Genomic DNA, 13,310 nt, shown 5'->3' on the forward strand with positions numbered 1-13,310 from the left:
GCTAAATCACAATGAAGTGCTGGTTTGCTATAAGCTAAATGAAAATCCAAGCAAGGCTCGCTTTTTAAGAGCTGATAAATTTTTTACTTGATTGAGTGTCATGTTGAATAATAAAACTCCGCCTAACGACCCATCGTCTGAAGACCCTGCGCAAAAAGATGCCCAAGCAGTGCGTCGGTGGTGTCCGCTATCGTTTTTGCTAAAGCTACTAGCACTGATCGCTATCGTCTTAGTAGTGATGTTTGCGGTGTTTTTCTATGCAGCGGGTACCGATGCAGGCACTAAATTTTTATTAGAAAAAGTCAGTAGCGAGACGGGCGTCAAGCTCAAATATGGTAGTGGTAATCTGCGTGACGGTATCATGGTTACCGATATCGATATTAAGGCCACCGAAGATCTTGAGATAAAAGTAGATAAAGCTTATGTAAAAATAGGCTGGCGCGCTGTGTTTGCCAAAGAAGTGCACTTGCGTGATGCCGATATCCAACGCATCGAGATTATCAATACTAAGCCGCCTACTGGTGAGCCGTTCGATTATAAGACCCTCAAGCTCCCAGTGAATCTGCGTTTTGATCAAGCTCAAATAAAAACCATTGTCTACAAGCAAGTTACGAAAGAACCCGTCATTGTTACCGATATAGCGGCAAGGGATTTGACTTGGGTCGGCAGTCAGGTCACGGTTGGCAGTGGCAATCTATCTTATAGCGATATTGTTAAAGTCCGTGCTTTACAAGGCGAGATCGATCTGCAAGGTGATTATCCTTTAGATCTAAGCGCTATTGTTGAAGTCAGCGCACTTGAAAAAGCTTACATAGATCCGCTCAATGTCAAAGCGACCGGCACCCTTAAGCGTACGATAGGTGAAGTGCGTAGCCGCTATAATGATAGTGATGTCAGCGGCGAATTCGTCGCGCAGGGCTTAGATGAAGGCTCACCGTTTGAAGCCAAACTGCGGTGGGATGATGTGCTGATTCCCTATGCCGACTCACAAAATATCCATCTAAAAAGCGGTATGGCAACGGCTAGCGGTGTGGTCTCAGATATCAAACTACGCATCAATACTGAGCTGACTGCTAAAGACATTCCTTCAGGCCGTTATAAAGGCCGTGCGGTGATTGCTAATAGTCAGCTGCGTATCGATCGCTTAGATGCGGATGTGCCCGCAGGCCGCCTAACCCTACAAGGGATATTGGACTGGAGTGAAAGCTTTGACGCCAAGATCCGTGCTGTCGGTAATGGCTTTGATATCCGGCAAGCGATACCGGACGAGTATAGCGATTATAAAGCTTATGCACCGCAGACGCTTAATGGTCGATTGTCGCTACATTATCAACAAAAAAATAGCGCCAGCAACCTACAAGTCGATGCCGATTTGCGTCAGCGTGATGGCGAGCATCTCAACGCCAAGATTATTCGTGGCAAAACGCCGGCGAAATCTGCACAACCAGCGCCTATCTATGTTGATGCTATTTGGCAGAATTTGACCCGCCGTGATGTGCCGAATATTGGTAATATCGATAGCCCAAGCGGCCGCGCCGATGTCATTGTGCGCGGCTCAAACTTATCTGTCGATGCCAATGCTGTCATCAATGAATTAAATGCAGCACCTAAAGGTAATTATGACGTTCGCATTCGCAAAAACGCCAACGTCATCGATATCAATCGTCTCAATTATCAGGGCATCGTCGGCGACTTATCGGGCACCGGGCAAATACAATTAGCCACCAATCAGCGCCCATTGACTTGGCAGATTGATGCGCGTACCAAGGGTTTATTGCCGAAACAATATCGTAGTGATCTGCCGCTTGAGCGCTTAACAGGCAACCTAAGCGCGCGCGGACGTTTGCTAAATATAAGTAAAAATGGCGTCAAAGGTCAGCGGCATATTGTTAACATCACTAGCACCGATCTACAAGCACAGCTAGATGCCAGTCAAAACGAGCGCGCTATCGGCGTTACTGGTAATGGTGCCGCCGAGATAGACCTTATCGGTGGTGAGCTGTCGGTGTTTGACGCGCGCTTTGATGGACGCGTCGATACTCAAGATGTGCCCAATGGTCTTTTATCAATAAGCGCAGCAGGTACCCCAAAGCTGATCAGCATTCGCAAATTGAACTACAGTGGTGAAGCTGGCGCAGTAAATGCAAAAGGCGTTATCGATCTGCGTAACAATATTGGCTGGAGCGTCACAGGGCGGTTCGATAATTTCAATGTTGGCTATTTCCTTCCTGATAATCCGGCTATTTTGACCGGTGATCTAGTCACTAGTGGCGAGTGGCAACAGCCCACTAGCAAGGCTGCTAATAGCCAAGGTAAGCTGCAGCGTTTTGCTATCAATTTCGATGGCGTATTAGATGCTGAGCAGCTCCCAGCAGGTAAGCTGACGATTGATGCTAGTGGCGATGCGCAGTTGATTCGTATCAAGCAGTTTCGTCATGTAGGCGCGGCAGGTAGTATCAATGCCAAAGGTAGTGTGGACGTGCGCCAAGGCATCGCTTGGGATATCAACGCGACTATGGATCGCTTCAACTTAGGGTACTTCCTAAAGGACACCCCAAGTACTATTACCGGTAGTATAAAAACTGATGGTCGCTGGGGCGAAGACCAGCAGATTATTAACTTGCAGCAGATTAATCTGCGCGGCATGCTCAAGGGTCAACCGCTAAGTGCTAAGGGTAGCTTGTCTGCTAAGCTCAGCTTACCAAAGGACTTAGGCAGCTACTTTGAACGCTTGCAAGCCCAGGATAGCGAAACTCAATACCAACAAGTGAACGCTTTAATTGATAGTCTCAATGCTAATGATCTAGTGCTACGTTGGGGCGATAACTACTTAACCGCTGATGGTAATGCCAAGCAGCTACAAGCCAAAATCAATATCACTAGCCTTGATCAGCTATCCGACCAGCTAGCGGGTAGGGTAAGCGGCGGGGCGACGCTATCCCAGCCGGCAGGCCAAGCTTTGCCAACGATTTATATTGATTTGGTGGGTGAGCGCATCGCTTTGCCAGGATTTATTTTACGCCAAGGGCGCGTGCGCGGTAAATTAGTGAATCTAGCCAATAGTCCAAGTCAGCTGATAATCAGCGCTGAAGGCTTAGATGTTGCTGGCCAAAGCTTCCAAAAAGTCAAAGCGACCTTTAATGGTACTGAGCAGGCGCATGTGGTCAATCTTGATGTGGCGAATAATGAGCTTAGCGTATCGGCCCGATTAAAAGGCGGCTTCAACCGCGACGAGCTGATATGGCGCGGCGCTATAGGCAATGGTCGCATCAAATCTAAATACGCCACACTCAATCAGCTACAACCTGCGCAGCTTATTTTGAATCTGCCACAAGGCGAGACTAATCCGCTAAAAGTACAGCTAGCGGCGCATTGCTGGCAGGCCGCTGATCAAAGTGGCAAGCTATGCTTACGGGAAAATCTAATCGCGTCAGCCGACGCCGGTCAAGTGAATTTAGCGATTCAAAATCTCGATACGTCACTGTTTTCGGTATTCTTGCCTAAGGATATCGATTGGCAGGCGAAGATAAATGGTAAAGCTATAGTGGGCTGGCAACAAGGACGTGCTCCTACTATTAACACCACTTTATATTCGGACAACGGTAAAATTGGTCTGATTCAAGATGGTGATTTGAACCCTATTAGTTTGCCTTATAAACGCGTCTCGCTGATTGCATTATCGGTTCCTGAAGGTATCAAACTGCGTACAGATATCAATACCGGTCGCGGCGCCCGTGGCTATGCAGAGGTTGTCGTAGATCCGTACAAAACTCCTAAACCTATCTCTGGCGCTTTGGTGTTGAATGAGCTGAACTTAGCAATATTTAAACCTTTCTTCCCGGGTATGCGTGTGCTTGAGGGTAATATCACGATGGCAGGCGGCCTTGGCGGTACCTTAGATAAACCGCAGTTCTATGGCGATGTAAAATTGGCTAATGGCCGTATCGCGATGCTTGGGTTGCCGGTCAATCTCACCAAAGTCAATACCACTGCCAAAATACGTGGTACTCAAGCGGTGATCGATGGCAGTTTCAAAAGTGGTTCTGGTAAAGGTGAGCTTACAGGAACAGTCAACTGGCAGCAAAAACTACAGGCGAAGCTCAGTATTATCGGCGAGCGCTTAGTGCTGACCCAGCCGCCGCTACTCTCAGCAGAGGTCAATCCAGACATTGATATCATCGTGCGCCCAAGCGATAAATACGTCAATATCGAAGGCGCTATCAGTGTGCCTACCGCGACGATTCGTCCTCCTGAGGCTAGCGAAGATATCATTACCCAGACCGAAGACGCTGTGGTACTCGATAGGCGTTTGATCGGTAATATTGACGAGGTTCTAGCGGTTTCTAAACCTTGGTCAATCAATGCCGATATCGGTGTCGATTTAGGTGATGATGTCAATTTCCGCGGCTTTGGCGCCGTTATTCCACTGGCAGGAGCAATCAATATTACGCAAAATGGCAGTGGCGTGATGCGTGCTAAAGGCGTAGTGCAGGTCTCTAAGCGTACTAGTATCGATGCTTTTGGACAAAACTTAGAGCTTAATTATGGACAGATTCGCTTTAATGGCGATGTCATGAAGCCTGATCTCAGTATCGAAGCGGTCAAAATCATTGATGATAATATCGTCGGCGTACGCGTCAAAGGCAATACTGAAAACCCAAATATTATTGTCTTTAATAATGCGGGATTGACGCAGCAGCAAGCGATGAACGCATTGGTAACGGGACGTATTAATGACGGTAGCCCTAGCCAAATCAGTGAGCAAGGCTTTAAATCGCAAGTGACCAATAACTTAGCGGCAGCCGGTCTTAACTTTGGTTTAAGTGGTACACGTAGCCTGACCAATCAGATCGGCCAAGCTTTCGGTTTCCAAAGCTTAACCGTTGATGCTTCGGGCAATAGTGATGATACCAATGTCAACGTCACCGGTTATATCTCGCCTGATTTATATATTCGTTACGGGGTAGGGGTATTCAATGCCGAAAATAGTCTCTCTGTGCGTTATCAGTTGACTCGCCGAGTCTACTTAGAGGCGACCTCTGCTGCTGAAAACGCGGTGGATGTGGTCTATAGTTGGCAGTTCTAAGACACACAAAAAACGCCTTTAGATAAAGGCGTTTTTTATGGATTTAAAAATAGCAAGTGTCATTACCTTTTTTCGTTTAGGCGAACAAATGCTTATTTGCACTGATGCTTACTGCAAAAAATATTTAGCTGAAGAGGTGAAAATGAGCTGAGTATCGCTCAGCCAAAAAGCTATTTTAGTAGCTACTTAGTCAAAATCAAACGATTATTTCGAGTCAAGCGTAGACGATACTCTTCCCCTTCATGCTCTATACGAACTTCTTTGGTTAAAGCAAATAAATGCTGCGACTGTAGGGTGGGCAGGCGATTGTCGCGGTTATTTAGATAACGAGAGATGACCAGACTCATAATAAACTCCTTTTAATAGTAAAATAAACCGTCAATAAATAAATCAACTTAACGATAATAATTATCATTTACATCAAAAGCTTTTGCAAGTGTTTTTATGAATTAAATCATTTTAGGCTTGATGATTAGCTCAATCATAGACGAAGCTTCATTTTAATGGTGACTGTTTCTAAATAATGGCCACTCAATAGCTGTGAATACTTTAAATGTCAGGGGGCATTATGCCGCATAGTTCTCATTCTACTTTTGACAAATCATTAACCGAACCCTTAAAAGATGTCGTCAATGTCGCTGTAGCCGTTATTTATTATCAGGATCAGTATTTACTCGGCTATCGTGATCGTGAGCAGCATCAAGGCGACCGCTATGAGTTCGTCGGCGGAAAAATAGAAGCTAATGAGACCGCAGTTGCCGCCTTGATACGCGAAGTGGAGGAAGAGACCGGTTTTGCTATTGATGGCAATGTTATGATAAAGCTTGGGCGGCTGCACCATAACTATGGCGATAAACAAGTCTGTCTTCATGTCTATAAAATTGAGCTAAGCGCTGAGCAGTATCAGCACTACAGGCAGCAAGAGTATGGCCTAGAGGCACAAATGCTGACATGGGTCCATAAACATCAACTACTCAGTAATCATTATCCGCTGCCCGCTGCCAACCAGACTATTTTGGCTTGGCTCAGGTTGCCTAAGCATATTGCCATTACTTATCCATTAGCGCACTTTGAGATGCACAGCTTTGCTGATGAAGATTTAAGCGCCGAGCCAGCTCAAAAGTGGCTAGAGTATCATCAGCAGCAGCTCTCATCTCAAGGCTGGAGTTATTTACGTCTTAAGCTGGCTCAACTAGAAGATAATAATACTGATAAAGAGATCAAAATCATTACGCAATTACTCGCGGCTAGAAGCGATATTAGCGCCATTATTCCTTACCGTTTACGTAATACTATAGACTCAGATAATTTTAAAAATAACGATATCAGTGCGAACATAAACAAGCCGACTTTAAACCAAGATAACTCAAAAATATCCGCCTATCACTTAACACAGACGGAGCTGATGACGTGGTTTAACCATTATCAAAAGCTGCATAATAGTCAAGATGGCCACACAAAAGATAATACCGATTTTAGCGCTAATCGTGTTACTGATAAGATAGACTGTGACTTTAGCTTAGACCTACTTAACCCTAGCTATCAGGGCACTACTGGACTGATTATTAGCTGTCATGACGCTGAGAGTATAGCTGCCGCTAATCAACTGGCCAATTTGCGCCTAGCACGGTCATTAGCGCCGGTTATCGCTATCTTTTTATCTCCCATATTAGCCACAAAAACACACCCAGAGCAGACTCCGCTAGGCTGGTACCAGTGGTCTTTAATGGCTGCGCTTGCAGATATGCCAGTCATTGCTTTAGGCGGTTTATCACCGGCTATGAGCGATTTGGCCGCTACAAACGGCGCAAACACTGTCGCAGGTATTCGCAGTTTTTAAAAGGGTGATTTAACACTACTGTTAAAACATTACTTGGATTTAAGAAATGGCAACTATCTGGTTACTATGTATTTGATCGCGTTAATAATTCCAGAGTATTTTACAAACCGTAGCTTTTTCATACATAGCGTCACTACTTATTTTGCCTACTCGTCCTTATCATTGATGGCATAAATCTTAAAGGAGTGTCTTAGTTAATAGACCTCGATAAATGAATAAACACGGTAACCTTATGAAAGCCCATACATTACCCAAGTCCGACCCGTATGATAGCTCATACGATAGACAGGCGAACGGTCATCAGGCTAAAAATACTCACAATTCGCTTGCCACGCAAACTTCAGCAAATGATGGCTATTCCTATTTGTCGCAATCAGATCTATCACAATCGAATGCGAATAACTCAATTGCGAGTAATGATGCCAATTATGCTTATGAGAACAATCCCCTGCAAGCTGATCATTTTAGTGAACGGCCTAGTGCTTCTAGTCGCACTAGTGATGTCAGTTGTGGCTACAAAAAAGCCACGCCGGCTGCTAGCAGTGCTTTAATGACTGATGAAGAAGAAATGTTACTGCACTATATGCAGAATGATGCTGAGCAAACCAATGATAAGCAAAACAGTGATAGCAATATAGAGCAAAAGAGCTTGGGGCAAAGCGACCAAGACATATCAAAAAAAGAAGGAAAGAAAACCTCTGCTAATGCTAATAATGAGTCAGAGGCTACTGTAGCGCTAGATAACCCTAATTTGGCTAATAAAAAGCTGCACAATAATCAAAGTACCATAACCAATACTATTAAAGTTTCGGAGAGAGTCTTTATGACCAGTCTTCTTAAGCACACTGGCATTGCTTTAGCTATCATTATTCCACTAGCAGCGTTTTCAGCTTATGCGGCGACTCCTACGCAGACGATAAGTGCCACCAACGAAGCTAAGGATCAAACAGCAGAGATAAGTATTGATCCCGAGGCCATTATTTATAAGTCAGCGACTGAGCCTACGACAGTGGATAGTGTGGACTTGGATAAATATGCCGGTACGTGGTATGAGATAGGGCGCCTACCTATGTACTTTCAGCGCAACTGCGCCAGCGATGTGACCGCTAACTATACTGAAAAGACAGATGGTTCCGGTATTATCGTGACGAATAAATGTTTGGATAAAGACGGCTCACAAATTGCCGCTGAAGGCTTAGCTAAGCCGGCTGATGACACGGGTAGCAAATTGAAAGTGACTTTCCTTCCTACTTGGATTCGCTGGTTGCCTATTGGCCGCGCTGATTATTGGGTATTAGCGCGTGACGCAGATTATAAAACGGCGTTAGTCGGTACCCCGGACAAAGAGTATTTGTGGTTACTGGCTCGCTCGCCTAATGTGAGTCAGCAGACTTATGCCAAGTATCGTCAGATCGCTCAGGATCAAGGTTATAATCTCAAGGAGTTCACTCTGACACCGCATGCTAAGCAAACAGTGACCTTGATTCCTTAAGGTTTGGAGACCTTAACTGAAAGATACAATGATAGGTACAGTGCCACTTAGGTTAAGTACTATAGGGAGATCGTGCTTTTGGCAGTATTAAACCAAAAGCATTAACGATTACCAAAAGTTAAGCCCGTTGGTGCAAATATTAGATGAGATGACTGTAGTGAGATGGGCATAGGGTTGAACCTGGTGCTATCAACCCGCATATACTAAGACTCGGCTACAACATAGTATAGAATACAGGATAGAGACACGCGAGAAATGATAAGAGCTCTATCGTATAGCTGCTAATACCTGCTAGATGCTTGCTGAAATAAACTTTATCAGATGGCAAAAGTAGAACCTAGTAGAGTCTCGATAAGGCGATATTATCTTAAGCAAAGCGGTTAGTACTGGCAAAATAAAGCGTTTTGAGCTAAAATCTACGCCATTTATTGCCTTTGAATCCTCTATTGTTTGTAGCGGTCATCGAAGGATAATCAACTAACACACTCTTCCTCTCTTTTATTGTTTCTTCATTTACTGACTATAAGGATGCTTCCTGTGAGCAATGCTGATACCTTACGCCAATTACATCAAGACCAGTTAAGCCAATATAATAACCAAGAGCAACAAGCTATTGAGCTGATGGGTTTACTCAATACCCTCTATAATGAGCAAGATGTACAAGTCACTTTATTTGGTGAGACATTAGATACCAGCTCAGTAGGGCAAATATTGGCTCTCCATCAAAAGTCGGCAACTCGCAATCATGGCAATAAAGCAATCGCTATTGCTGATACGCTAGCCATCGTAAAAACGCTAGCACAAAGCGATGTTACCGCAGCAAGCGTAGATGTCGGTCAGCTCATTGCAAACGACAGCGATGTGCAGCAAGCGCTACAAGCTGCTAATGCTAATGGCGCTGCTAACGACGCTACTGACGTGGTGCTCTACGGTTTTGGTCGTATTGGTCGTATTCTCACCCGCTTATTATTAGCACAGGCTTCAAGTGCTAAGGGCTTACAGCTAAAAGCTATCATTGTCCGTCCTGCGCCTGCAGGCGATCTGGCTAAGCGTGCTTCACTGCTTGAGCGCGACTCTATCCATGGCGGTTTCACCGGTAGTGTTAGCGTTGATGAAGCAAATAACGGTATCTTAATCAATGGTCGTTTCGTCCAAGTCATCTATGCTAAAGACCCAAGTGAGATCGACTACACCGCTTATGGTATCGACAACGCGCTTGTTATAGATAATACTGGTATTTGGAAAGACGAAGATGGCTTAGGTAAGCATTTACAGTCTAAAGGCGTACAAAAAGTACTATTAACAGCTCCTGCTGGCGGCGATATCAAAAACGTCGTTTATGCGGTGAACAGTGACACCATCGGTGATGATAAAATCGTCAGTGCTGCAAGCTGTACGACTAACGCTATTACTCCGACGCTCAAAGTGCTAAACGATGAGTACGGTATCGAAAACGGTCATGTCGAGACCATCCACTCTTTTACTAATGATCAAAATCTGATTGATAACTATCATAAAGCGGATCGCCGTGGCCGTAGTGCCGTGTTGAACATGGTGATTACCAGTACTGGCGCGGCTAAAGCAGTGGGCAAAGCGTTGCCAGAGCTCAGTGGCAAATTGACCGGTAACGCCATTCGTGTGCCGACGCCAAACGTCAGCTTAGCTATCTTAAATCTCAATCTAAAAACGGCGCCAAAAGGTGCCGATGCGCTTAACGCCTTCCTACGCGATATGGCCAATAGCAGTACTTGGCAATCACAAATTGCTTATACCGATTCCACAGAAGCGGTATCTACTGATTTTGTAGGGACTAAACATGTCGGTATCGTTGATGCGCAAGCGACTATTGTCACTGGTAATCATGCCACGGTTTATATTTGGTATGATAATGAAGTAGGATACAGCACTCAAGTCTTACGGGTAGCGACGCAAATGGCTGGTATCAGCTATACGCAAATCCCTGCGTAACGCTTGTTTGCGCGCGGGCGCGCAGATAGGTTAGGTCATCATCATATAGCCAATCATAGCGAATAAACACGCTTTAAGCTGTATAATGTCGCCTATAAGACACCCGATAGTCGCATTGGTTATCGGGTGTTGTTGGTATTATGGTTTATAACCTAATTGTGTATAAGTAAACGTTAATAATAGACCGTGAATGTCCAAATTATTTAGCAGTATTTATATTAAGTAGTACTTAAATAGTAAATTAAGGAACGTAGCATGCGATTTATTGATGAAGCCGTCGTAACGGTAAAGGCAGGTGACGGTGGTAACGGAATCGCCAGTTTCCGCCGAGAAAAATACGTCCCTCGCGGTGGTCCTGATGGTGGGGATGGTGGTAAAGGGGGTGATGTCTACGTCATCGCTAATGACAATACCAATACCTTAGTGGATTATCGTTATACTCGTCGCCATGATGCCAAGCGCGGTGAGAACGGTCACAGCAAGAACTGCGCCGGTAAAGGTTCTGACGATATCTACTTGCCAGTTCCTATTGGCACGACTATCATTGATACCGAAACTGATGAAGTCATCGGTGATTTGACTGAGATTGATCAGACCTTACTGATCGCTAAAGGCGGTGATGGTGGCTTGGGTAATACCCATTTTAAAAGCTCAACCAACCAAGCTCCGCGTAAGGCGACATCAGGCTTTGAAGGTGAGCTAAAGGTGCTCAAGTTTGAGCTAAAAGTTGTGGCTGATGTAGGTCTGGTAGGGCTGCCTAATGCGGGCAAGTCTACCTTTATCCGCCAAGTCTCTGCCGCTACCCCCAAAGTGGCGGATTATCCTTTTACCACTTTAGTTCCTAATTTAGGTGTGGTCGATATCGGTAAGCATCGCTCATTTGTGATGGCGGATATCCCAGGTCTAATCGAAGGCGCTTCAGAAGGGGCAGGGCTTGGTATTCGCTTTTTAAAACATGTGGCCCGAACGCGTCGTCTATTGCATATAGTGGATATACAGCCGCTTGATGGTAGTGATCCTGTGGAGAACGCCAATGTTATCTTAAACGAGCTTGAGCGTTTTTCACCAGAGCTAGCTAATCTACCACAGATTTTAGTGCTCAACAAAATCGATCAGATTGTCGACGAGACTGAGCTTAATGAGCTGTGTACACATATTGTCGCTGAGCTTGGCTGGACCGGTATTGTGTTTCGTACTTCCACCCTTACCGGTGAAGGTGTCGATGCGGTCAAATACCATCTGATGAATGAGATCGAGCGTGAGCGTGAGCGCGAGCTTGAAGATCCTATTTTCGCCGAAGATCAAAAAGAGCGGTTTGAGCGTTTAGAGAGCGAGGTGCGCCGCAACACGGAAGCGCAGCGCGAAGCTTATCGTGCTGCTCGTAAAGCGCAGCGTGAAGGTGCTGAGATTGCTAATGAAAATCTAACTGACTTTGATGATGACGACGATGACGGCGTAGAAGTGGTTTATGTGCCATAGCCATAAACACAACGATAATCATATATCTGTTCACTAACTGGCAAGTTGATAGATTCTGATGCGACATTACTCAACACTAAGGAGTAAACGTGTTAGATTTAGCGCTTAAGCTTTTGAGTAGTATCTTCCCTCAAAAAAGTTTAATAGCGTAATATAAACATTAACCTAAGTACCAATCCCTAAACACCATTCATAGAAAGGAGTTTTTTTATGGCAGTTGACAGCGAACAAACGACAGAAGAAGCAAGGTTTATTAAACAATCCCGCAACTTTGATATTCAGCGCGTTATTGTCAAGATCGGCTCATCGTTATTGACCAATAATGGTCGCGGGCTCGATCGAACTGCTATTTATGGTTGGGCGAAACAGATTGCCAAATTGCATAACCAAGGCATGGAGGTGTTACTCGTGTCATCGGGTGCTGTCGCTGAAGGCGTAGTACGGATGAATCTAGAGGAGCGTCCTAAGAAGCTTATGGCACTACAAGCTTGCGCCTCTATCGGTCAGATGGGCTTGATCGAAACTTGGTGGTCAGCGCTGATTCAGCATGGCGTCCAAAGCGCGCAGCTGCTACTGACTCATGATGATTTATCTAACCGTAGCCGTTATTTAAATACTGGCGGTGCCTTAACTCAGCTACTTGAATGGCGTGTATTACCAGTCATTAATGAGAATGATACGATCACCATCGATGAGATTAAATTTGGTGATAACGATACCTTAGGGGCTATGTCAGCGACTTTAGTTAATGCGGATTTATACATTATCTTAACCGATCAAGAAGGGGTGTTTACCGATAACCCGCGCGACAATCCTGATGCGCAGATGATCCGCCAAGAGCGTGCCATGGCAGATTATTTATTCGACATTGCTGGTGATGGCGGTAAGCTTGGGCGCGGCGGTATGTTAACAAAGATTCGCGCTGGGCGTCTTGCGGCCATGGGCGGTTGCCCAACCGTGATCGTAAGCGGTGCTATTGATGACGTCATTACTCGTGTGGTCTCAGGCGAGGCTTTGGGTACTTTATTGACCACCAATGAAGCTGACAAGATCATTGCTCGCAAACAGTGGTTGGCTGCGCATCTACGTATGGCAGGTAGTTTGATCGTTGATGCTGGGGCGGCTAAAGCTCTTGTTGAGCAAAATCGCAGCTTATTACCCGTTGGAGTGGTAGAAGTGCAGGGTGGTTTTGATGAGGGTGATGTCGTTGAAATCGTGCATCAAGACACCAATGAGCGTTTGGCTGTCGGTCAAGTAAACTTCTCCTCTACCGAGGCGCGCCGTGTGGCACGTGAGCGTACTGAGCAGTTCGATAGGATTCTTGGTAATAAAGATGAGCGTATAGTCATGGTGCACCGCGATAACTTAGCTTTAACATCATGATGCTTAGTGGATTTACCACTCTCAGCTTAATCTTATAAGGTGGGTTACCGATAGCGTAACCT

The 13,310-nt window shown here is 45.3% G+C and carries 7 protein-coding genes; 6 read left to right on the top strand and 1 reads right to left on the bottom strand.

The window, feature by feature from the left end; genetic code table 11:
- The first annotated feature begins 100 nt into the window (after positions 1-100).
- Positions 101-5,086 carry a translocation/assembly module TamB domain-containing protein gene (locus ACS8FD_RS03265; protein ID WP_439274446.1) on the top strand — a complete coding sequence of 1,662 codons (4,986 nt, stop codon included), beginning with the start codon at positions 101-103 and terminating at the stop codon, positions 5,084-5,086.
- Between the two features lie 182 nt (positions 5,087-5,268).
- Here ACS8FD_RS03265 and hemP read toward each other — a convergent pair whose 3' ends face one another.
- Positions 5,269-5,433, bottom strand: a complete 165-nt coding sequence (gene hemP, locus ACS8FD_RS03270) for a hemin uptake protein HemP (protein WP_084212668.1) — start codon at positions 5,431-5,433, stop codon at positions 5,269-5,271.
- A gap of 221 nt (positions 5,434-5,654) precedes the next feature.
- On the opposite strand from hemP, the gene ACS8FD_RS03275 reads away from it, so the two are divergent.
- From ACS8FD_RS03275 to proB, 5 genes are all read left to right on the top strand, one after another.
- On the top strand, positions 5,655-6,926 hold the full coding sequence (locus ACS8FD_RS03275; RefSeq protein WP_439274447.1) for an NUDIX domain-containing protein: 1,272 nt from the start codon (positions 5,655-5,657) through the stop codon (positions 6,924-6,926).
- Positions 6,927-7,137: 211 nt separating this feature from the next.
- Entirely contained in the window at positions 7,138-8,418 is a 1,281-nt protein-coding gene (locus ACS8FD_RS03280) for a lipocalin family protein (RefSeq protein WP_439274448.1), read from the top strand.
- A 528-nt stretch (positions 8,419-8,946) separates the two neighbouring features.
- Complete coding sequence (locus ACS8FD_RS03285) at positions 8,947-10,386, top strand: glyceraldehyde-3-phosphate dehydrogenase (RefSeq protein WP_439274449.1); 1,440 nt, start codon at positions 8,947-8,949, stop codon at positions 10,384-10,386.
- A 255-nt stretch (positions 10,387-10,641) separates the two neighbouring features.
- On the top strand, positions 10,642-11,865 hold the full coding sequence (gene cgtA, locus ACS8FD_RS03290; protein ID WP_439274450.1) for an Obg family GTPase CgtA: 1,224 nt from the start codon (positions 10,642-10,644) through the stop codon (positions 11,863-11,865).
- A 210-nt stretch (positions 11,866-12,075) separates the two neighbouring features.
- Positions 12,076-13,248, top strand: a complete 1,173-nt coding sequence (proB, locus tag ACS8FD_RS03295; protein ID WP_439274451.1) for a glutamate 5-kinase — start codon at positions 12,076-12,078, stop codon at positions 13,246-13,248.
- The last annotated feature ends 62 nt before the right edge of the window (positions 13,249-13,310 follow it).

The sequence above is a fragment of the Psychrobacter sp. 1U2 genome (genome assembly GCF_051847575.1).

What these genes read in the sequence shown, in the direction of transcription:
- cgtA (WP_439274450.1), top strand. Translation starts at nt 10,642, where the DNA reads ATGCGATTTATTGATGAAGCCGTCGTAACGGTAAAGGCAGGTGACGGT.
- ACS8FD_RS03280 (WP_439274448.1), top strand. Translation starts at nt 7,138, where the DNA reads ATGAATAAACACGGTAACCTTATGAAAGCCCATACATTACCCAAGTCC.
- ACS8FD_RS03285 (WP_439274449.1), top strand. Translation starts at nt 8,947, where the DNA reads ATGCTTCCTGTGAGCAATGCTGATACCTTACGCCAATTACATCAAGAC.
- hemP (WP_084212668.1), bottom strand. Translation starts at nt 5,433, where the DNA reads ATGAGTCTGGTCATCTCTCGTTATCTAAATAACCGCGACAATCGCCTG.
- ACS8FD_RS03265 (WP_439274446.1), top strand. Translation starts at nt 101, where the DNA reads ATGTTGAATAATAAAACTCCGCCTAACGACCCATCGTCTGAAGACCCT.
- ACS8FD_RS03275 (WP_439274447.1), top strand. Translation starts at nt 5,655, where the DNA reads ATGCCGCATAGTTCTCATTCTACTTTTGACAAATCATTAACCGAACCC.
- proB (WP_439274451.1), top strand. Translation starts at nt 12,076, where the DNA reads ATGGCAGTTGACAGCGAACAAACGACAGAAGAAGCAAGGTTTATTAAA.